Raw genomic sequence first — 19,960 nt, forward strand, 5'->3', positions numbered from 1 at the left:
CATCCGCCGGCGCAGGCCTGACTCAGTTCCGCAGCCGGTATCCCGTCTTGAAAATCCAGCCAAGTGTCGCAAGGCAGATCGCCAGGAACATGGTGATCATCCCAAGGCTGAGCAACGGATTGACGTCGGCGATGCCGTAGAAGCTCCAACGGAAACCGCTCACCAGATAGAGCACCGGATTGAAGTGGCTGACGGCCTGCCAGAAGGGCGGCAGCATGTTGATCGAATAGAAGCTGCCGCCAAGGAAGGTCAGCGGCGGCACCACGAGCATCGGGATCAGGTTCAACTGCTCGAAGTTGCCTGCCCATATGCCGATCATGAAGCCGAACAGGCTGAAAGTGACCGCCGTCAGCAGGAAGAACAGGATCATCATGAAGGGATGCTCGATCCTGACCTCCACGAAGGCATTGGCCGTCAGAAGGATAATGAGCCCGATCAGCAGCCCCTTGGTGGCCGCAGCTCCCACATAGCCGAGCAGGATCTCCGTCATCGCAACCGGCGCTGACAGCACCTCGTAGATCGTGCCGGTGAATTTCGGAAAATAGATGCCGAAGGAACCGTTGCCGATGCATTGCCCGAGCAGCGTCAGCATGATGAGCCCCGGCGTGATGAAGGCGCCGTAGGAAACGCCTTCCACCTCTTGGATGCGCGAGCCGATCGCCGCGCCGAAGACGATGAAATAGAGCGAGGTGGAAATCACCGGCGAGAAGACGCTCTGCAGCAGCGTGCGGCGCGTGCGCGCCATTTCGAAGAAATAGATCGACTTGATGGCTTCGAAGTTCATTTCGTGCCTCCCACGAGCGCCACGAAGATATCCTCGAGCGAACTCTGCCGCGTCGAAAGATCCTTGAAGTGGATGTTCTGCGCCGCAAGCCGGGTGAGCAGCGCGGCGATGCTCTCCTGCTCGCTATGCGCATCGAAATCGTAGATCAACCGGTTTCCGTCGGGTTCCAGCGACAGGCCGTTTCCGGAGAAACATTCGGGCAGCTCGTCCAGCGGTTCGGCAAGCTCGAGGATCAGCTGCTTGCGGCCGAGCTTGGTCATCAGCGCGGTCTTGTCTTCGACCAGCAGCAGCTTGCCGCCGTTGATCACGCCGACGCGGTCGGCGATCTCTTCGGCCTCTTCGATGTAATGCGTCGTCAGGATGATGGTGACGCCGGACTCGCGCAGCCTTTCCACGACCCGCCACATATCCTTGCGCAGCGTCACGTCGACGCCCGCCGTCGGCTCGTCGAGGAAGAGGATCTCCGGCTCGTGGCTGAGTGCCTTGGCGATCAGCACGCGCCGCTTCATGCCGCCGGAAAGCTCCCGCAGCATATTGTCCTTCTTGTTCCACAGCGAAAGGTCGCGCAGCACCTTCTCGATATGCGCCGGGTTCGGCTTCTTGCCGTGCAGCCCGCGGGAAAAGCTCACCGTATTCCAGACGGTCTCGAACTGATCCGTCGTCAGTTCCTGCGGCACGAGCCCGATCATCGTCCGCGTCGCCCGGAAATCCTTGACGACATCGTGCCCGGCGACCAGCACTTGGCCGCTGCTCGGATTGACGATGCCGCAGACGATCGAAATCATCGTCGTCTTGCCCGCGCCGTTCGGCCCGAGCAGGGCCAGGATCTCGCCCTTCTCGACATCGAGATCGATGCCTTTCAGCGCCTCGAACCCGTTGGCGTAGCTTTTTGTGAGATTTCGGATGGAAATGATGGGTGCCATTGCGGATTTCTTGAGTATTTCCTCGTTTTTCGTCCGCTATATAGCCCCTTTGTTACACTTTGACATCCTGCCGGCGCTGAACAGACTATTCAGCGAAAGCATCTTTATGCGTAGATGCTGATGAGGAACCGCGCCGCAGTGACGATCAGGAAGATGCCGAAGCCGATCTCCAATTGACGCTTGCTCATCCGGTGGGCGAGCCGCGCGCCGATCGGCGCGATATACATCGTCAGCGGAATAATGAACACCACGGCGATCCAGTTGATGAAGCCGGTCGAAAACGGTGGCAGGCCCGATACACCCCAACCGGCCCAGACATAGCCGAACAATCCGGGCAGCGAGATCAGCACGCCAACGCCTGCAGACGTCGCCACCGCCTGGTGCATCGGCCGCGAATAGAGCGTCATGAAGGTATTGTTGAGAACGCCGCCGCCGATCCCCATCAGGCCGGAAAGAATACCGATGCCCGTCCCGACCAGGAACTTGAATGGATTACCCGGCAAGTCGCTGCCGAGCCGCCAGCTCGCGCGGTTGAACATCATGCGGAAGGCGACGAGCAGCGCGACGGCTGCAAAGATCAATCGCAAGGTCACGCTCGACGCTTCAGAGGCAATCACCGCCGCGATAATCGCGCCGAGCGGCACGGCGATGATCCAACCGCTCAGGAGCTTCTGGTCGACCGCCCCGTGACTGCGATGCGCCATATAGGACCTGAGCGACGTCGGAACGATGATCGCAAGCGAGGTGCCGACCGACAGGTGCATGCGCACCGCCTCCGGCACATCGAGCCAGCCGAACACCTGATAAAAGACCGGAACGAGGATCGCGCCGCCGCCGATGCCGAAGAGACCGGCAAGCAGGCCCGCAACCGCGCCCGCAGCCGCCAGCATCAGTGCAAAAGGGCAAGCTCCGAAACAGCCGGCATCGCGATCTCCCCACCTTCCAAGCAGGCCGGATCACTGAAAAGAAAATCAGCCGCAGGTTTTATTTGTCATCAAGCGGTGATCTTCTTCGCAGATAAGAAGTGTCGAGGCAAGCAACGGCTTCCGCGCCGCCGCCCATTCCTTTGCGGAACCGTTTCCAGGGCGCTCGTTACGTCCGATTTTCGCTGCCTCGCGTATAGTAAGCAGTCATTGCCAGTCACGAAATCCTAAGAATCCGGCCTCGCGTTCCCCTGCCCGGCCGGCCCAGCTTGAGCCGGCTCCTGGGCCGGCTTTCTTTTTTTCGTCTAAAAGCATCCGATTCCTGCCATACCGCAGTGAAATTACGCATGCCTCAGGATATTCACCAGGCGGCCGAAAGGGTCGCGCACGTAAAACCGCCGCACCCCCCAAGGCTCGCTCGCCGGACCATATTCCACCACGATACCTTCGCGGATGACCCGCTGATAGACCTCATCGAGATTGTCGACTTCGATAGAGAGGTCGGGCACAGCCGTTCCGGAGCCACCTTCGGTCGCAAAGCTGACCTGCGGCCCCGCGCTCGCATCCGCCGCATAAGTTACGATCCATCCATGATCCATGACGACATCCATGCCGAGGATGCCTTGATAGAAAGCCTTGGCGGCTTCCATATCGGAAACCGCAATGTTCGCGACAATGCGTTTGACGGTCATGTCGTCCTCCCTGGTAGCGTGCCATGGGACAATACTCACGGTCGCAATGGTGGGATGTAATTTGGTCGCCTATGCGGCAGCCGGTCAGGTAAGCTGCCTCTAGTGGGCAACGTCTGCGTTTTGGCGCAAAGCGGAAGGGTTTGTTTTTCCGGCGATGGCTGATCTCGGTTAAAATCGTACAGCGTGGGGCCTCAGTAATTTTACCTCAACAACAGATCGATCCGGTGTCGGATTGGCAAAGCCTCGTACGTCCTTAGGATCGTCAATTCCATCAATTCAAAAGGATCACGACCATGCCGAACACCATACGCTTGCATCGCGTCCTGGCAACCAGCCCGGAGAAGGTCTATCGCGCGTTTCTCGAAGCGGATGCGCTCGCCAAGTGGCTTCCCCCTAACGGCTTTACCTGCACTGTGCATCACTTTGAACCGACAGTCGGCGGAAAGTTCAAAATGTCCTTCCGGAACTTTACAACGGGCAAAAGCCACGCATTTGGTGGCGAATATGTCGAGCTCGCCCCAGGCGAACGCCTGCGCTACACGGACAAATTCGACGACCCCAACCTGCCTGGCGAAATGGAAGTCGCTGTGACCTTGAAGAAAGTTTCGGTCGGGACCGAGCTGGAGATAACGCAGGCAGGCGTGCCCGACGTTATTCCACCAGAGGCTTGTTACCTCGGTTGGCAGGAGTCGCTGCGAAACCTGGCACGGCTCGTCGAGCCGGAGATCAATGAGTAGCACTCAGGATCGAGCAAAGGTTGTCGGGATCGGATCGCGTTGACGATCTTCGCGATCCGGTCTGAGAATACGCTTTAAGTCGGCATTGCCAATGTGAGCGCTCCGCCTGGCTCTTGGCGCCAAGCTGCCATCCGCTACCCACCGGTCCCGCATCGGTCGCCCACCAGGTTTAATTGCAATAAACCCTGCCGCCTTTGCGGGATCTGAGATCGAAGTGAAAATGGTTCCAGTGCTCCGGGTTGCTGCCGGGACCGAGCACGGTGTTGAAATACCGGCAGCTGTCGGAGCGCACGGCCTTGAGTAGCCTGCCCTCGCGGAACGAGAAGAGGCCCTTCCTGCGCACGTCGATCTGGTGGCCGTTCTTCAGCACGAACTTGCCGACGTCGATCGCGTTGCCGCGTGCGTGTTCGGACATCGGATTGTATCTCTGGCGGCTGTTGTTCATGCGCCGGCAGGAATAGCCGCCGAGCGGCTGGATTGTCTTGACGCCAGACCAGTAGCGAAAGCGGGCCGATGGCGCGAGTTCGTTCTTCACCCATTTGGCGAAGGCAAGCGTCACCTGGCAGTTCAGCGTCACCGCAGGCCTCACGCCGATATTGCCGGAAAGCCCCTGCAGCGAGACCGGATAAGGCACCTGGCAGGACGGGCCGTCGTTGATCGCCGGCTTATCGGTGAAGATCACGCCCATGCGCTTCAGCTCACGGCGGCAGGCAAGCTCGGAGGCCGGCATCACGTTCGGGTCCGGGGCGACGGGCCGGCTCATCATCGGGTCGTTCGGCCTGAGCATCGCCACTTCCTGGCTCTCGTCCTCTTCGGGAACGCGCGACGGCTCGATCACCGAACTGCCGTCGTTCCACACGGGGGCACGGCTCATCTCGGCTTGTGCGGCGGGCCGCGGCATTGCCGTCCGGTTCAATTGCGTCGGATTGTCGGTGCCGATCCCGTCGACCACAGGTTCAGCCGAATTTCCTTCGGCGATCTGCATCTGCTGTTCCTGCGCCAGCCCGACGACGGGTTCCGCGCCAAGCTCCGCATCCATGTTGACGCCACCGGAAGGCACTGCAAGCTGCTGGCTGCCGCCCCAGTTCCGCGGCTGCCCCTGCCCTTGCGCCAGTCCCTCATCGCTGTCGATCATCGGCAGCTTCTTCGGCATCGGCTGGCTGCCCGCGCGCGCAGAATGCCCGGCGCCTGCAAGGTTCGGCGTGTCGAGATAATCGATCGAGCCTTCCGTGTTTGAAACCGGTGCGTTGGAAACGGGATAGGACGGCTGCGCATCGGCGGGCGCCATGCGCTTCGCGCCTTGCCCCGGCATGGGCGAGATCGAACTCACCTTGGTGCCCCGGTCGATGCTTGCCGGCGGTATCATGCCGTCGCTGATGGAACAGGTCGCGAGGGTGGTGGATATCAGGACCGGCAGCGCGACGCGCCGCAAAAGGGAGGTAGACACAATACTCTCCATCGCTCCCGCAGCCCTGCTTGCATTGAAGAATTTGACTCGAATTTAGCTAAAAACGATGAATGAAAGCTTACCCCTGGGAGTGGAGCCGGGCGAGCCCGGCTCCACCGCTGATCAAGCTGCGTGCCGTGCGTAGTGCTGCGACGTGCGCGAGCCGAGGCGGAACTTGGCAAGCAGCGTACGAAGCTGGCTGCTCTCTTCGGCAAGCGTCTGGCTCGCCGCCGTCGTCTCCTCCACCATGGCAGCGTTCTGCTGGGTCATCTGATCCATGTGGTTGACCGAGGTGTTGATCTCGTGGAGACCCGTTGCCTGCTCGCGCGCCGCGGTGGCAATTGTATTCACATGGTCGTTGACCTTGTTCACCAGCGTCTCGATCTCGACCAGAGCATCGCCCGTCGAGCGAACCAGCGCCACGCCGGATTCGACTTCCGCCGCCGAATTGCTGATCAGCGTCTTGATCTCCTTGGCGGCATTTGCCGAACGTTGCGCGAGTTCACGAACCTCTTGCGCCACGACCGCAAAGCCCCGGCCGGCCTCGCCTGCGCGTGCGGCCTCGACACCGGCATTCAGCGCCAAAAGGTTGGTCTGGAACGCGATCTCGTCAATCACGCCGATGATCTGGCCGATCCGGCTGGAGGAGTCCTCAATCCGGCTCATCGCGCTAACGGCATTCCGCACGATTTCGCCGGATTTTCCAGCACTCGCCTTGGTCTCGGCGACCATCTCGCGGGCTTCGGTCGCCCGTTCGGACGCGGTCCGCACCGTTGCGGTAATCTCATCGAGTGCGGCTGCCGTCTCTTCGAGAGCAGCAGCCTGCTGCTCGGTGCGCTTCGACAGATTGTTGGTAGCCTCGCTGATACCCGATGCGTTGTCGTTCACGACATTGCTCGATTCGGCGATCGCCTGGATGACGTCGTTGAGCGCGCCGACGGCGGCATTGAAGTCTGTGCGCAGCTTTGAATAGTCCTCGCCGAGATCGCCGATCGAAACCGTGAGATCGCCGGCTGCAAGCTTCTCGAGGCCGGCCCCCAGCGTCTGCATCGCGTGGTTCTGGCGCTCGGCTGCGGCGCGCAGGCTCTCTTCATTGCCGCGGCGTTCGCCGTCGATCTCGCGCTGGCGCTCGTCTTCACGGGCACGCATTTTGGTGCGGTCGAGCATCGAGTCGCGCAATACCAGCAGGGCCTTTGCCATGTGGCCGATCTCGTCACGCCGATCGCTGTCGGAGACTTCGACCGCCCCGTTCTCGCCTGCGATCTCATGCATCGCCGCCCCGATCCGTGCGACGGGTGCGGTAACGCTCTTGACGATCGCATAGGCGACGGAAACGATGATCGCAGCTCCGATCGCGCAAAGGATCGCCGTCCAGATCGCATTCTGCCAGTAGAGGGCTGCAAGGTCGTCGGAATAGACGCCGGTGCCGACGATCCAGCCCCAGGGCTCGAAGCCAGCGACGTGCGAGTATTTCAGGACGGGCTGTTCAGCACCTGGCTTCGGCCAATAGTAGTCGACAAAACCCTCGCCATGGGCCTTCACGACATTGACGAATTCCATGAATAGGAATTTGCCGGCCGGGTCCTTGTTCTGCGAAAGGTCGGTGCCGTTCAGCTCCGGCTTGATCGGATGCATCACCATGACCGGGTGCATGTCGTTGATCCAGAAGTAGCCGCTGCCGCCGTAGCGCATGGCAGCGATCACGTCTTTCGCCGCCGTTTGCGCCTCATCGCGCGTCAGCGTGCCGGCCTGTTCCATCTTGTAGTATTTCTGCAGGATGTTGACCGCCGTCGCGTCCATCTGCGCAAGACCGGATTTTCTTTCCATTTCCAGTTCGGAATAAGAATAGTTCAGAAAGAAAACCATCGTCGCCACAAAGATCGCCAGCGTCAGGCCGACGAGACAATAGAGACGCGTTGATATCTTGATGTTACGCATGAATTCCCCCGGCATTCCCATGCAGAATCGATCTTTGAATGATGAGGGGGATCCATTACTGGACGGTGAACTAATATTAGAGTGAGGCGACATAACGTAACGGAAGGTGGATGCCGGCGGTCCGGCTCCCGTTGCAACAATCTGAATTATCTTAGAATTTTATATTAAAGAGATTTATTTCAGTACCGGCGACGCCTAGCGCACAAACGCCGGCCGTTTGCGTGTTCATTTCGCTTGCGCTTTGCATTACCGTGCGGGCGGAATCGAAACCGCAAACATCACGAAGTAGGACCATGACCGAGACCCCGAAGCCGAAAGGCGAATTGACGCTCCGCACGCTTGCCATGCCTGGCGACGCCAACCCCGCAGGCGATATCTTCGGCGGATGGGTCATGGCGCAGATGGACCTGGCGAGCGGCATCCGCGCCGCCGAACGCGCCAGGGGCCGCGTGGTCACCGCCGCGGTCAAGGAAATGGCTTTCCAGTTGCCGGTGAAGATCGGCGACACACTTTCGGTCTTTACCGACATCGACCGCGTCGGCCGCACCTCGATCACCCTCTGCGTCGAGGCCTGGGCGCACCGTTCGCGCTACAACAAGATGGAAAAGGTCACGGCCGGCACCTTCATCATGGTGGCGCTCGACGAAAACGGCGCGCCGAAGCCGGTCCCCGAGGAGTGACATCGTGCAGGCGGCGGCGACACCGGAGGTCTTCGTTTATATCCGCGCCATAATGGCGATGGTCATCGGCCTCAGCCTCACCCGCCTGCTCACGGGTCTCGCCGGCATCGTCCAGTCGCCTAAGAAACACCGCGTCTACCACGTCCATCTCGGTTGGGTCGCGTCGATGTTCCTCTTCATCATCCATTTCTGGTGGTGGGAGTATCGCCTCGGCTCGCTGGTCGTCATCACCTTCGGCGTTTACCTCTTCCTCATCAGCTTCTGCTGCCTGTTTTATTTCCTTAGCGTCCTGCTCTTCCCGACCTCGATCGAGGAGTATGGCGACTACGAGGACTATTTCATCTCCCGGCGCACATGGTTCTTCGGCATGCTGGCGCTGACCTATGCCGTGGACCTCGGCGATTCCTGGCTCAAGGGCCAGGCCTATGTCCATGCGCTCGGCCGTGAATATCTCATCCGCAACCTCGCCTATATCGTCCTCTGCGTCGTCGCGGCTTGGACGCGGAACCGCCGCTTCCACATCGCCTTCGTCAGCCTCGGCCTGCTCTATCAGATCAGCTGGATCTTCCGGCTCTATGATGTGCTTGGGTGAGGTATGCTTAGGTCTCCGTCTCACCCGTAAGCGGGCGACTTCATCTTTTATGGCGGCAATTGGTTCCATCCATCCTCATTCCTGTGCCGGTCGCAGGAATCCAGCCACCTGCGCAGTTCGGTAGAAGAGCCACAGCGGCAGCTTCCTTTCTTGAAGTCGATCGACGTGTCCGAAGGGTAGCTCACCAAGACTCCGTCACCACGCGGTTTATGAGTGTTCCAGGTGTCGGATACGCGACGGCATTGAGCTTCAAGGCTGCAGTCGACGACGATCCGGGCCGCTTCAAAAGCTCGCGGACCGTGGGAGCCCGCTTCGGGCTCCCGCCGCGGCGTTTCCAGTCAGGTGAGAAGGACAATCCCGGCCGTCCTCGAATGCTGCGACGCTCTGCGCTGCCGCTAACGAGGGAATTTTGCGACAGAGATTTCCTAAAAATTCAGCACCGTCGGTTTTTGGCGCGAAAATTAGGGAATTTCGCTGCACGGCATGTCGTATTGGGGTGGATTGCAGTCGTTGGTTTGTCAAACCTGAGCTAGCAATATCTCGGTCAGAGCCTCGGGCTCCAGCCGTGCTACATTGTGCCCGCAATCGAGGGCAAAGGTCGACCACTCCGGCTCGCCGTTTAAGCGTTGATAAAGGTCAAGGAACGGACTTCCTTCCCATCCAAATGCGCCGATGAAGGTCTTGCGCGGCACTTCACGCCAACGTCCGCTGAGATTGATTGATTGGAGAAACGTCCCAATCGGATGCGGTCGGCATCGCGGGTCAAGATTGGGAGGCGGCGCGCAAGTTAGTCCGTCAGCCTTCGCGCCCGCGACGAAGACATCTCGAAAACGAGGCGTCGTCAGGGACCAGACAGAGTCACCGGAATCAGGCACATAGGCGTCTACATAGACTAACGCCCGGATTTGCGATGCCGCAGCATCAGCTGCGCCGCTCACGACCATCCCGCCGTAGGATTGTCCAACAATCACCAGGTCGTCGCGATGCGACTTCACAGCACTAACGACCTCATCTATGTGATCTTCAAGATTGGCCGTTGGGGCGGGAGCATCGCCGAGCCCCGAAAGAGTGATCGGTAAGGCTTTGTGCCCGTGCGCAGTAAGTATATCTGCCACCTTTTGGTAGACCCAACCGCCCTGCCAGCCTCCGGGTATAAGGATAAAGGTGGCCATATTATTCATCCCTGATTTTGACGCCTACGGAGCTTCGACACCTCTTTCGCCGAAATTAAGACCACTGTGCCGGCTGACTGTGCTGAGTGTCCGTAAAGGCGCCGAAAGCGGTCATTGACCTTTCGCAGAAGTCCCCGATTAAAACGACACTTGTTTTCCTGACTTTTACGACATCGCAGATAGGGAATTCTGCAACGGTCGCAATGGCCGCTCTTGGCGCGCAAGGCGGCCTGTCGGCCCGAGGCGTTTGGTCTGCGCAAGACGAGAGGGGTTAAAAAAGAGCAGCGATTTTGATCATGATGTCGGATCGGGGGCGGCTGGTGCGTCATCGTATCATCAGGTCGGGCTCTCGATCTGAAGGACAACGACCAGGAGAACGACGCGATGTCTAAGAACACCATTTGTCTGTGGTACAACAAGGACGCTGAGGAAGCCGCCCGCTTCTATGCCGACACCTTCCCAGACAGCAAGATCGGAGCCATCATCCGCGCGCCCGGCAAATACCCCGACGGAGAAGAGGCAGACGTGTTGGTCGTCGAGTTCACGGTGGCGGGTGTCGCGTGCATCGGATTGAACGGCGGCCCCACATTCAAGCACAGCGAAGCCTTCTCATTCCAGATCAGCACCGAGGATCAGGAAGAAACAGATCGCTATTGGAACGCCATCGTCGGCAATGGCGGTCAGGAAAGCGAATGCGGCTGGTGCAAGGATAAGTGGGGAGTATCCTGGCAGATCACACCTCGCATTCTAATGGACGCGCTTGTAGCAGGTGGCGAACAAGCAAAGCGCGCATTCGACGCGATGATGACGATGAGGAAAATCGACGTAGCTGTGATCGATGCGGCACGAAAAGGGGATGACGCGCTATGACCACCGAGAAGATCAAAGGACCTGCTTCCTATTTTCCATCAATCGAGAAGAAATACGGCCGTCCTATCGATGACTGGCAAGAGCTCGTGCGAAAGCACTATCCTGCGAAGCACATGGAACTTGTCGGTATGCTGAAGAGCGAACACGGAATGGGCCACGGTCATGCAAATGCGGTCGTGGCGCACACTCTCGCGGAAGACAAGCAGCCAGCCTCTTAAACGGAGTGTGGTGCGAGGCGAAACGTCTTGTCTGCTTCCGGCCCCATTGCGGACCCTTATTGCCTCCGGCGCAATTCACAGAGAGATTGCGCCGGGGACGAGACAGGCGCGAAGCACTCGTCTTCAACATGGATGGGAAGCATTGGGCCGCCGCCTACGCTGCCGGGGGACGATATCGAATCGACTTCGCCTTTTCCAAGGCTTCGATCGTATCCTCGACGCTGAGGAGGACAGTGGTCTCAATAGAGCTGAGCGCGCCTCCTGCGCCGATAGCAAGCGCGACAGCCGCCATCGATACGTTATCAGGCGCCTCCCACAGATTCCAACCATCATGCTCGCCAAAGGCGTACCAGAACCCATGGAGCTTTCCGCCCACGGATTCGATATAAGTACGTGCCGCCTCTCGGCGGTCCTCGGGGTTTTCGATCATGCGCGCCCACGTCTCGGGCGTGTAGCTGAAGCGCGTGAGATACATGGCCATGGTTTACCTCCTCCGTCAGAACAACAGTTAACGCTCAAGCCGGGGAGAACGCCAGTCATTTCCAATGTGCGGAACAGGCCTCCCTGCCTGTTTGGTTCGCAAAGAGGCAAAGTATGGCACGTGTCGCGAGAGCGAGGGGCAGGATGTCGCGGGAAGCCGCCTTACATTCATTGAGGACGTCATAACTACGGGAGGAGCGGTACCCGACGCCTACCGGATGGTAGCCGAAGAAAGGGCTCAAGTTCTTGCATTTGTCTTGCCGGGCGTGGTGAAGGTGCCCCTCACATCAGCGTTGTGCCCGAGCCTCCCCTTCTCAGCATCCACGCATGCCGACTTGAAAAATGCGCAATGTGGCTTGGCGTCCCGGTGCCTTGTGAGTTCGAGCGGCGACCGCCTCATTTCTCGACACGCCCTCCGATGCCATGTTCGACACTGGCATCATGAAACCTTTTGATTTTTACGCCGTTGTCGTGCGTATGACCGACGCTAAATTCAATCCGAAATCGGTCGACGGCACCAACCCGCACGGTGCCGAGACGTCGCGCCAAGAGAAGGCATCGACTGTCGAGGTCGCACCGCCCCCAAATGTCATCGAACCCGATACAGAGTTGACGCCTGAGGAGGCCGAGCAGGCGCGCAAGAGGTATTTGCTAACGCGTTTCTGGATCAGCGCGCGCGGTTACCGGGGCCGCGGCGGCGACAGCCTCGCTTGGCCGTGCTCAATCGGGCTATTGACCCTGATCGGCATCAATGTCGGCTTCCAGTATGGAATCAATGTCTGGAACCGCGCAATTTTTGACGCCATAGAGCAACACAATGCCCGCACCGTATATTTTCTGAGCGCCGTATTCCTGCCACTGGTGCTCGGAACCGTCGTCCTTGTCGTTGCACAAGTCGCCCTTCGTATGACGATTCAGCGCCGCTGGCGTTGCTGGCTCACTACCGCAGTCATCGCGCGCTGGCTCGCAAACGGCCGTTACTATCAGTTGAACCTCATCGGCGGCGACCACAAAAACCCCGAAGCGCGCGTCGCGGAAGATTTGCGGATTGCCACCGAATCACCCGTCGACTTCATCGCGGGTGTCATTTCTGCATTTCTGTCTGCCTCGACCTTCATCGTGGTGCTTTGGACCATCGGCGGAGCCCTCAGTCTGACAATCGCAGGTTCGACCGTCACTGTTCCTGGCTTCCTTGTCATCACCGCGGTACTCTATGCCGCGATCACATCGAGCTCGATGGCGGTCATCGGCCGCCATTTCGTCCACGTCTCTGAGGTCAAAAATCAGGCGGAAGCCGAATTTCGCTACACGCTGACGCATGTACGGGAAAACGGCGAGAGTATCGCATTGCTCGGCGGTGAAGAGGAGGAGCGTAACGACGTCGAGAAGACGTTCGCCAAGGTGCTCAGGCAATGGGCGCTCCTTGCGCGCCAACACATGCGCACAGCGCTTGTGTCGCAGGGATCGAGCTTGTTTGCGCCAGTCGTGCCGGTTTTGCTTTGCGCTCCAAAGTTTCTCGAAGGCAGCATGACCCTTGGACAGGTGATGCAGGCTGCCTCTGCCTTCGCCATCGTTCAAAGCGCGTTCGGATGGCTGGTCGACAACTACCCCCGTCTCGCCGATTGGAACGCCTGTGCACGCCGCATCGCTTCGCTGATGATGTCGCTCGACGGGCTCGAGCGCGCGGAACAGAGCAACGCCTTGGGACGCATCAAGCGCGGTGAAACTGAAGGCGATACGATGCTCAGCCTGAACGATCTCTCCGTGTCGCTTGACGACGGCACTGCCGTGGTCAAGGAAACCCAGGTCGCGATCGAACCCGGCGAGCGGGTGCTCGTAGCCGGAGAATCCGGTTCAGGCAAGAGCACGCTCGTGCGGGCCATCGCAGGTCTTTGGCCGTGGGGTGACGGCAGCGTCAATTTCCACGCCGACAGACGACTGTTCATGTTACCGCAACGGCCCTATATCCCTTCCGGGACGCTTCGCCGTGCAGTCGCCTATCCCCGCGCCGCCGATAGCTGGACGCTGGATGAGATCAAGGCGGCCCTCGAGAAGGTGGGACTTGATTATCTGAACGACAAGATCGAGGAGGACGCGCCATGGGACCAGACGTTGTCGGGTGGCGAAAAGCAGCGGCTCGCCTTTGCGCGTCTCCTGCTACACACTCCCGATATCATCGTGTTGGATGAAGCAACGTCAGCACTCGATGAGAAGAGTCAGGACAAGATGATGGAGATGTTGATTTATGAATTGCCGAAGGTCACCATCATAAGCGTAGCGCATCGAGCTGAGCTCGAAGCCTTCCATAGCCGCAAGATCACATTGGAGCGGCGCGAGGGCGGCGCAAAGCTTGTCAGTGATATTGATCTTGTCCAGCGCAAGAGAAAACGGAACTTGCTGTTGCGCCTTTTGGAGAACCGGCGCTCCCCACCGAAAGGACGCACGACCTCGAGTAACGCGGCGCTGCCCCAGAATAGAAATTGAAGTCCGCCTTCCTTTGTTGGCGCAAAGAGAGCCTCCCTGCGCTCAATGCCGGGGCGGGCTGGATGCCGGTGACAAGCACAGGCATGAGCGAAGGCAATAGGCATACCTCCGTGGGCATCGATTGCAGCAACAAACCCCGGCAGGAGCTAAGGACTCCTAACAACCTAACGCACGGCCTTCATCACGCCTTCAAAAACTGCGAGCCCTTGTCGAAGCTCAATCCGGGGAAAATCTTGCCCGTCAGGTCCCCGGCCGTCACGTCGAACTGCCGGTAGAGCATCGCGGCGGCAATCTCGCGCACGTCGGCCGTCGGCATCAGGTCGCGGTCGTCGAGCAGTTGGCCGGCGCCAATGCCGGGCCATTTACCGAGAATGCGTCCGCCATGGATCGCCCCGCCCGCCAGCACCGCGCAGCCGCCGGTGCCGTGGTCGGTGCCGCCGGAGCCGTTCTGACGCACGGTGCGGCCAAATTCCGTCATCGCCAGCACCACGGTCTTCGACCAGACCTCCGGACCGAGCGTCGCCTTCAGTGTATTGATCGCCTGTGACAGATCCTCTACCGGCCGTTTGAACTGCCCAGTCTGTGCCACATGCGTATCCCAGCCAGTGATCGAGAAGCTCGCGATGCGGTAGTCACCCTTCAGCATATTGCCGGCGAGCGTCGCAACGTCGACGATCTTCTCGCCGCGCTTGCCGTCCGGCTCGGTGATCATCGCCGCATTGTTCGCGCGCGTCGCCTCTTCCATCGCCTTGGCAAAGGCCGGATCGCCGGCATAGAGCCGCATCAGGAACTGCATCTCGTCCTTCGCCGTTCCGAGATTGGAATCCGAGGCCCAGACGTCGACATTGTTCGGGCCCGAAAGGATCAGCTCCGTCGAGGTATTCACGTCGATCGCCTTGCGGGCATCCGAGCGCGGGATCACCGAAAGCGCCCGGTTCAGCCAGCCGGTCTTCTCCTCGGCCACATGTTCGCCGCCCGATTCCAGCATGTCCTGCCCGTCGAAATGGCTGCGCTGGTCGCGATAGGGCGTCGAAACCGCATGCACGAAGGCAAGCTCCCTTCTCTTCCAGAGCGGCATCAGGTCGGCCGCCGCCGGATTGAGCCCGAAATGCCCGTCGAGGTCGAGAAGCCCCTTATCCGGCGTCAGCGCCAACGTCGGCCTCAGCGCCGCAAAAGCTGCGTCGCCGTAGGGCTGCACGAGGTCGAGGCCGTCCATCGCGCCGCGCAGCACGATGGCTACGAAGCGGCTGTCGCCGGGCATGGCGGCGAAGGTGACCGGCGTGAAGATCGGAACGGCAGCAAGGCAACAGGCGGAAGCGAGAAAGCCGCGGCGGGAAAGCGTAATCTCGGTCATGACCAGCTCCTATCGGCGGTTGAATTCGGGGGAAGCAAGAACCAGCGTCAGGCCGCTGATCTTGCTCGGCGCCTGCGAAACCACGCGGATCGTCTCGTCGCGCGCCGCATCGGCAAGCGTCGACCTTAGGAATTCGCGCGGATCCTCGTCCTTGCCGAACTGGGCGCAAGCGCGCCGCGCCCAGGCAAGCCGCTCGGCAAGCTGGCTCGCCGTTATCCAGGCGGAGAAATTCTCCTCGAAGCCTGCGGGGCTCGGCGGCAGCCAGGTCGGCTGGCCCATACGGCGAAGCGCACCCTGCCCCAGCGCCCGCTCCGTCTGGAAAGCCTTGCGCCGCTTGGACTTGGCTTCATTGACAGGATCGGGCGCCATTGCGCCCGCATCGCCGCCCATGGCATTGTCCTGTCCCGCCATGTCCTTCGGCGGCGCCATCACATCGTCGTCGTCTTCCTGATCGGCCTTCATGAAGTCGCCAGCAATACCGTTACCGCTGCCGGCGTTCAGCGCCCGCAAGCCCGTCACTACATAGTCGAACGGCTGGCGCGCCTTCGCGCCCTCGGCGCGCCACGCTGCGGGATGGTCGAGCATTGCGCCATAAACGGCCGTCAGGTCGCCGTCCGTCCGTTTCCAGACATCCGCCATCGCCGTCACCATCTCCTCCGGCGGCTGATCGGAGATGAAGTGAGCCGCGAGCTTGCGGCTGATATGCTGCGCCGTCTTCGGATGGACAGCGAGATCGTCAAGCAGCGCCAGATAGTCTTTCCGCGACCGTTTCGCGCCGCCATAGCTGACACCGAGAACCGTATGTCTGCCGGGCTCCGAAATGCCGGGACGGAAAGCCGCGTCCATCTCCTCGCGATCGATCGTCAGCCCGGTCAGCACCATCGCCGCGGCGCGCACGTCGGCCTGCGTGTAGCCACTGCCCGCACCCAGCGTATGCAGTTCCAGCAGTTCGCGGCCGAGGTTCTCGTTGAGACCCTTCTTCTGCTTCATGCCGCGGGCCGATTCCGGCCCCTGCGATTGCGCCTGATCGAGATAGATGAGCATCGCCGGATGCTCCGTCGCGACCCGCAGCAGGTCGCGGAACGATCCGCCGATACTGGGCCGGATCGCCTCCGCCTCGTAAAGCGGCACGATCATCCGCATCGGCAGGCTTTTGTTCGCGCTCGTCGAGAAATGATTGGTCCAGAAGGTCGCAAGCCGCTCGTAGAATCCGTTCGGCGAAAGCACGGCCTGCATGAGCCGCGCGTTGGCGTCGCGCTCGAACCCCTGCTGCACCTGCTTCTGGATCGCTTTGCGCCTTTTCCGGCGCAACTCATCGTCGCTGCCGCTCTGGCGCAGCTCCCGGAGCCGGTCCTGCAGATCGACAATCTGCTGATGGCGTCCATCGATGCCGCCGGCCGGAAAAGACGGCGCGCGCAGTGCGGCGTCCTTCACCTGACCAAGCAGTTGATCCTTGTTCTGCGGCGGCGCCTCGCCCGGCCGGAATCCATAGCCGAACCGGATCGCCGCCATCGTCTGGAAAGAGAGGCTCATGACCGGTCACCTCCTGATCACTGAATGGTGACAGCCTCCCAGCCAAATGCGTCAGCAATTCGGTAGATTTCCCGACATGGACTATTTGTAATCCATTAGAAAGGTAGCGTTCATGCGCCGAAAATGAAGGAGGCGCCGACGGCGATCAGCGCAAAGCCGATGGCGTGATGCCAGGTCAGGTTCTCGCCAAGCCAGAAAACCGAAAAACCGGAGAAGACCATCAGCGTGATCACCTCCTGCATCGTCTTCAACTGCGCCGTCGTATAGACCGCCGAGCCGATACGGTTCGCTGGCACCGCCAGGCAGTATTCGAAGAAGGCAATCCCCCAACTCGCGACGATGGCAAGGGCGATCGCACTGCCCTTGTGCTTCAGGTGCCCGTACCAGGCAAAGGTCATGAAGATGTTGGAGGCGAAAAGCATGACGACAGGCCAGACGGCGGCGGGGCTTAGCGAAAAATACATGGGCGAATCCGATGGGAGAAAACTTGCGCCAGCTTGTATCTCCAAATAGCCATGGCTCAAGGGGCCATGGCGACATGCCGCAGCCCTCCCCACCGAAGACGCCGGTATAGCGGTGCGAATGCCACCGCCGACAGCTCGGGCGCTAACCCTCGTCCTCCGATGCCAGTGGCGCACCAGGGAGATAAAGCGAGATCGGCCGGATTTCATAGACCGCGGAGGGATTGGCGCGGCGCAGGTCGCGCGCTGCGGCGACGGCTGCCTCAAGCGTTGGATAATCCACGACGTAGAAGCCGAGCAATTGCTCCTTGGTTTCAGCAAAGGGCCCGTCGGTGATCATGCCGGCACCCGTCCCCCGCAAGGTCACGGCGCGCGCCGTCGGGCCAAGCCGCGCAGCCGGTCCCAAATGCTTCTCCTCGACGAGGCGATCATTGACCTGGAGCAGTTCGCTCATCAGCGCTGCATCCTCCTCTTTGGTCCAGGATTCGACCACTTTCTCTTCGTGATAGGCCAGGATGGCGTAAAGCATGGAATGTCCCTCCTTGTGTCATTTTCCGCCACTCGAACGTCATCGCACAAAATCCTCACAGTCCAAGCGGATTCGACTGAAGCCAGAAACTGAATGCATGCGTTGATTACATAGGATGGATACCTGGCGAGCAAGTTCGCCCGATTCAAATACTGCGGTCCTGTGGCCAAAAACCCGTCCTATCGCAAGCCTCCCAACAATAGATCATAAGACACTGACAGGTTGCGATCGATTTATTCCAAATCGCCGTGAGATATGGATTGGCATGCCTGCTTGAAGGAAGACATTACCATCTTCCCCCGCTTGCAAGCGGGGGATTTCCGAGGGGGCGCGAAGCTCCGCCGATCGTTATCGCTTCAACGGAGAGCCGCTGCCCTTCCTCCACGATCATAGACGCCGTGTTCCGACGCAGGATGTTGATTGCAGCATTGTGGTCGGCATGGGCGCGCAAGCCGCATTGGCAACAGCGGAAAGACGCTTGGCTTTCGCGGCTTTCCCTGTCCACGGCTGCGCAGGCCGAACAGGTCTGCGAGGTGTGGCGGGGATCGACCTTGCACAGGTATCCGCCCCGTTCTTCGAGCTTGTCGGCCAACACGGTTTCAAAGCCGTGCCAGCCTTGTTCGAGGATCGCCCGGTTCAGGCCCGCCTTCTGGCAGACGTTGGTTGCGGGCGCGTCCACGGTTCCCCTGGCGCTGCGCGTCATGTTGCGCGTGGCGAGGTCTTCCAGCACGACCGTTGCGAAGCGACGGGCGATATCAAGACTGGCCTTGTGCCGCCAATCCTGCCGGATGCGGGCAGCACGGGCCTGCAAGGCTGCAACGCGGCGGCGGGCCTTGGCGTGGCGGCTCGACCCGCGCTTGCGCCGCGCCAGAACGCGCTGGGCCCGGCGCTTCCTGCGCTCGATCTCCGCAAGGCCGGCAGGCATCCACCAATGCTCCCCGGTCGAAAGCGTCAGCGTGTTCGCCACGCCCCGGTCGATCCCCACGGCGGGCAAATCGTTTTGCGGGACGGCATGGTCGATTTCGCAGGCGAAGGCGATGTGCCAGCCGTTCGCCGCCAGGCTCACCGTCACATTCATGGTCTTGCCACGCAGGCGCCGCGTGTCGCGGAACTTCACCCAGCCGATCTTGGGAAGGCGCGCGGCGGACCACTTGCCGTTCAGGCGCTTGACCTCGATCTCCCGCCCCTGAAAGCGGAAGGCGCCGTTCACGCCCTTCTTGCGGCGCGAGGGATATCCTGCGCGCCCGGCGAAGAAGTTAGCATACGCCTTATCCAGATCGCGCAGGGCCTGCTGCTGGGGCGTCACATGCACGGCGGCAATCCAGTCGAACGCGGCCCGCAGTGCGGTCAATTCCCGCGCCTGGGCGATGTCGTTCAAGCGGTTCCCGGTCTGCCGCCGGTAATGCCGCCACCAGTCCCTGCGCTGCTCCAGCGCCAGATTATAGACCAGCCGCACAACACCCGCGAACTGCCGCAACAGGACTTCCTGTTCGGCGGTCGGAGCGAGCTTGTAGCGGAAAGCGCGGTGGATCATGTTACGATTCTATCAATTGCTCCAAGGAGCGCAACCGTGGATCGCACCGGCAGGCATTCGTCGACATGCTCCATGTTTCATTTGGTCTTTGTCACGAAATACCGCCATGACGTTCTGTCAGAACCGGCAATCCGAACCTGCGGCGCATCTTCGCCAAGCTGTGTCGCGACTTCGAGGCCGAATTGATCGAGCGACGGCGAGGACGATCATGTTCACCTCTGGTGCATTACCCTCCGAAGATCGCCCTGTCGAAGCTGGTCAACAGCCTCAAAGGCGTATCCAGCCGACGTCGGCGCGAGAGCCGCCCGGAAATCACCGGGCGCTACTACAAGGGCGTTTTGTGGTCGCCGTCCTCCTTTGCGGCAAGCTGTGGCGGCGCACCGCTCTCGGTGATCGCCGAATATCTCAAATCCCAGCGGGAAGCGGCCCAAGGCCGCTCTCGCGTTCCTCCCCGGCCTGAACGCCGGGGTATCCCGCGAGGTTCACGGTGACCAGATTTTCGGCCGATGCTGTGGTGCGCTTCGCGCGATCCGAACCGGGCGACGAGCAGGAACGTGCAGCCGAACGTCAGCATCATGACCGGCAGCAGAAAAGCGAAATTGTCGGTGG

Annotated in this window: 19 protein-coding genes and 2 pseudogenes; 8 read left to right on the forward strand and 13 right to left on the reverse strand. The window is 60.4% G+C overall.

The features are described from left to right. Positions 1-22: 22 nt before the first annotated feature. The 4 genes and pseudogenes from QA644_RS09980 to QA644_RS09995 form a co-directional block, all read right to left on the reverse strand. Complete coding sequence (locus QA644_RS09980) at positions 23-784, reverse strand: ABC transporter permease (protein WP_074061487.1); 762 nt, start codon at positions 782-784, stop codon at positions 23-25. Next, positions 781-1,707: an ABC transporter ATP-binding protein gene (locus QA644_RS09985; RefSeq protein WP_074068527.1), complete on the reverse strand. Its 927-nt coding sequence runs from the start codon at positions 1,705-1,707 to the stop codon at positions 781-783. The genes QA644_RS09980 and QA644_RS09985 overlap by 4 nt, the downstream gene beginning before the upstream one ends. Before the next feature lie 104 nt (positions 1,708-1,811). Further along, a pseudogene (locus tag QA644_RS09990) lies at positions 1,812-2,632 on the reverse strand (sulfite exporter TauE/SafE family protein). A gap of 339 nt (positions 2,633-2,971) precedes the next feature. Further along, entirely contained in the window at positions 2,972-3,322 is a 351-nt protein-coding gene (locus QA644_RS09995) for a VOC family protein (protein ID WP_283072222.1), read from the reverse strand. 293 nt (positions 3,323-3,615) lie between these two features. Here QA644_RS09995 and QA644_RS10000 point away from each other — a divergent pair, with 293 nt between their 5' ends. After that, positions 3,616-4,059: an SRPBCC family protein gene (locus QA644_RS10000; protein ID WP_074068533.1), complete on the forward strand. Its 444-nt coding sequence runs from the start codon at positions 3,616-3,618 to the stop codon at positions 4,057-4,059. Positions 4,060-4,228: 169 nt separating this feature from the next. On the opposite strand, the gene QA644_RS10005 is transcribed toward QA644_RS10000, so the two are convergent. Further along, on the reverse strand, positions 4,229-5,518 hold the full coding sequence (locus QA644_RS10005) for an extensin family protein (protein ID WP_283072223.1): 1,290 nt from the start codon (positions 5,516-5,518) through the stop codon (positions 4,229-4,231). 111 nt (positions 5,519-5,629) lie between these two features. After that, complete coding sequence (locus QA644_RS10010; RefSeq protein WP_283072224.1) at positions 5,630-7,444, reverse strand: methyl-accepting chemotaxis protein; 1,815 nt, start codon at positions 7,442-7,444, stop codon at positions 5,630-5,632. 293 nt (positions 7,445-7,737) lie between these two features. Here QA644_RS10010 and QA644_RS10015 point away from each other — a divergent pair, with 293 nt between their 5' ends. The 3 genes and pseudogenes from QA644_RS10015 to QA644_RS10025 all read left to right on the forward strand — a co-directional run. After that, complete coding sequence (locus QA644_RS10015) at positions 7,738-8,124, forward strand: acyl-CoA thioesterase (RefSeq protein ID WP_074068537.1); 387 nt, start codon at positions 7,738-7,740, stop codon at positions 8,122-8,124. Positions 8,125-8,128: 4 nt separating this feature from the next. Next, positions 8,129-8,716 carry a hypothetical protein gene (locus tag QA644_RS10020; protein ID WP_283072225.1) on the forward strand — a complete coding sequence of 196 codons (588 nt, stop codon included), beginning with the start codon at positions 8,129-8,131 and terminating at the stop codon, positions 8,714-8,716. A 203-nt stretch (positions 8,717-8,919) separates the two neighbouring features. After that, positions 8,920-9,069: pseudogene (locus QA644_RS10025) on the forward strand (transposase); the annotation flags it as partial. Positions 9,070-9,234: 165 nt separating this feature from the next. On the opposite strand, the gene QA644_RS10030 reads toward QA644_RS10025, so the two are convergent. Continuing rightward, entirely contained in the window at positions 9,235-9,888 is a 654-nt protein-coding gene (locus tag QA644_RS10030) for an alpha/beta fold hydrolase (protein WP_074068543.1), read from the reverse strand. Between the two features lie 384 nt (positions 9,889-10,272). On the opposite strand from QA644_RS10030, the gene QA644_RS10035 reads away from it, so the two are divergent. Together QA644_RS10035 and QA644_RS10040 are read left to right on the forward strand one after the other, a co-directional pair. After that, positions 10,273-10,758 (forward strand): VOC family protein, encoded by a 486-nt coding sequence (locus tag QA644_RS10035; protein WP_283072226.1) that lies wholly within the window; start codon positions 10,273-10,275, stop codon positions 10,756-10,758. Further along, positions 10,755-10,976: a DUF4287 domain-containing protein gene (locus QA644_RS10040; RefSeq protein WP_092587333.1), complete on the forward strand. Its 222-nt coding sequence runs from the start codon at positions 10,755-10,757 to the stop codon at positions 10,974-10,976. Before QA644_RS10035 ends, QA644_RS10040 begins: the two co-directional genes overlap by 4 nt. A 154-nt stretch (positions 10,977-11,130) precedes the next feature. Here the strand turns inward: QA644_RS10040 and QA644_RS10045 are convergent, their stop codons facing one another. After that, the gene (locus tag QA644_RS10045) at positions 11,131-11,457 is read right to left on the reverse strand and encodes a GYD domain-containing protein (RefSeq protein WP_027509547.1); all 327 of its coding nucleotides are present in this window, start codon (positions 11,455-11,457) and stop codon (positions 11,131-11,133) included. Positions 11,458-11,933: 476 nt separating this feature from the next. Here QA644_RS10045 and QA644_RS10050 point away from each other — a divergent pair, with 476 nt between their 5' ends. Next, positions 11,934-13,940: an ABC transporter ATP-binding protein/permease gene (locus QA644_RS10050; RefSeq protein WP_283072360.1), complete on the forward strand. Its 2,007-nt coding sequence runs from the start codon at positions 11,934-11,936 to the stop codon at positions 13,938-13,940. A gap of 181 nt (positions 13,941-14,121) precedes the next feature. Here QA644_RS10050 and QA644_RS10055 read toward each other — a convergent pair whose 3' ends face one another. The 5 genes from QA644_RS10055 to QA644_RS10075 all read right to left on the reverse strand — a co-directional run bounded on the left by QA644_RS10055 (position 14,122) and on the right by QA644_RS10075 (position 19,351). Beyond that, complete coding sequence (locus tag QA644_RS10055; RefSeq protein ID WP_283072227.1) at positions 14,122-15,294, reverse strand: DUF1501 domain-containing protein; 1,173 nt, start codon at positions 15,292-15,294, stop codon at positions 14,122-14,124. A gap of 9 nt (positions 15,295-15,303) precedes the next feature. After that, a complete protein-coding gene (locus QA644_RS10060; protein WP_283072228.1) occupies positions 15,304-16,827 on the reverse strand; it encodes a DUF1800 domain-containing protein in 1,524 nt (507 codons plus the stop codon). Between the two features lie 110 nt (positions 16,828-16,937). Continuing rightward, complete coding sequence (locus QA644_RS10065) at positions 16,938-17,291, reverse strand: DMT family protein (RefSeq protein ID WP_283072229.1); 354 nt, start codon at positions 17,289-17,291, stop codon at positions 16,938-16,940. Between the two features lie 142 nt (positions 17,292-17,433). Next, entirely contained in the window at positions 17,434-17,817 is a 384-nt protein-coding gene (locus tag QA644_RS10070) for a YciI family protein (protein WP_194729877.1), read from the reverse strand. 286 nt (positions 17,818-18,103) lie between these two features. Beyond that, a complete protein-coding gene (locus tag QA644_RS10075; RefSeq protein ID WP_283072230.1) occupies positions 18,104-19,351 on the reverse strand; it encodes a transposase in 1,248 nt (415 codons plus the stop codon). A 182-nt stretch (positions 19,352-19,533) separates the two neighbouring features. Between QA644_RS10075 and QA644_RS10080 the strand changes: the two genes are divergently transcribed. Next, positions 19,534-19,842 carry a transposase gene (locus QA644_RS10080; protein ID WP_283072129.1) on the forward strand — a complete coding sequence of 103 codons (309 nt, stop codon included), beginning with the start codon at positions 19,534-19,536 and terminating at the stop codon, positions 19,840-19,842. Positions 19,843-19,960: the final 118 nt, after the last annotated feature.

Source organism: Rhizobium sp. CC1099 (assembly GCF_029714385.1).
Lineage (GTDB): Bacteria > Pseudomonadota > Alphaproteobacteria > Rhizobiales > Rhizobiaceae > Rhizobium.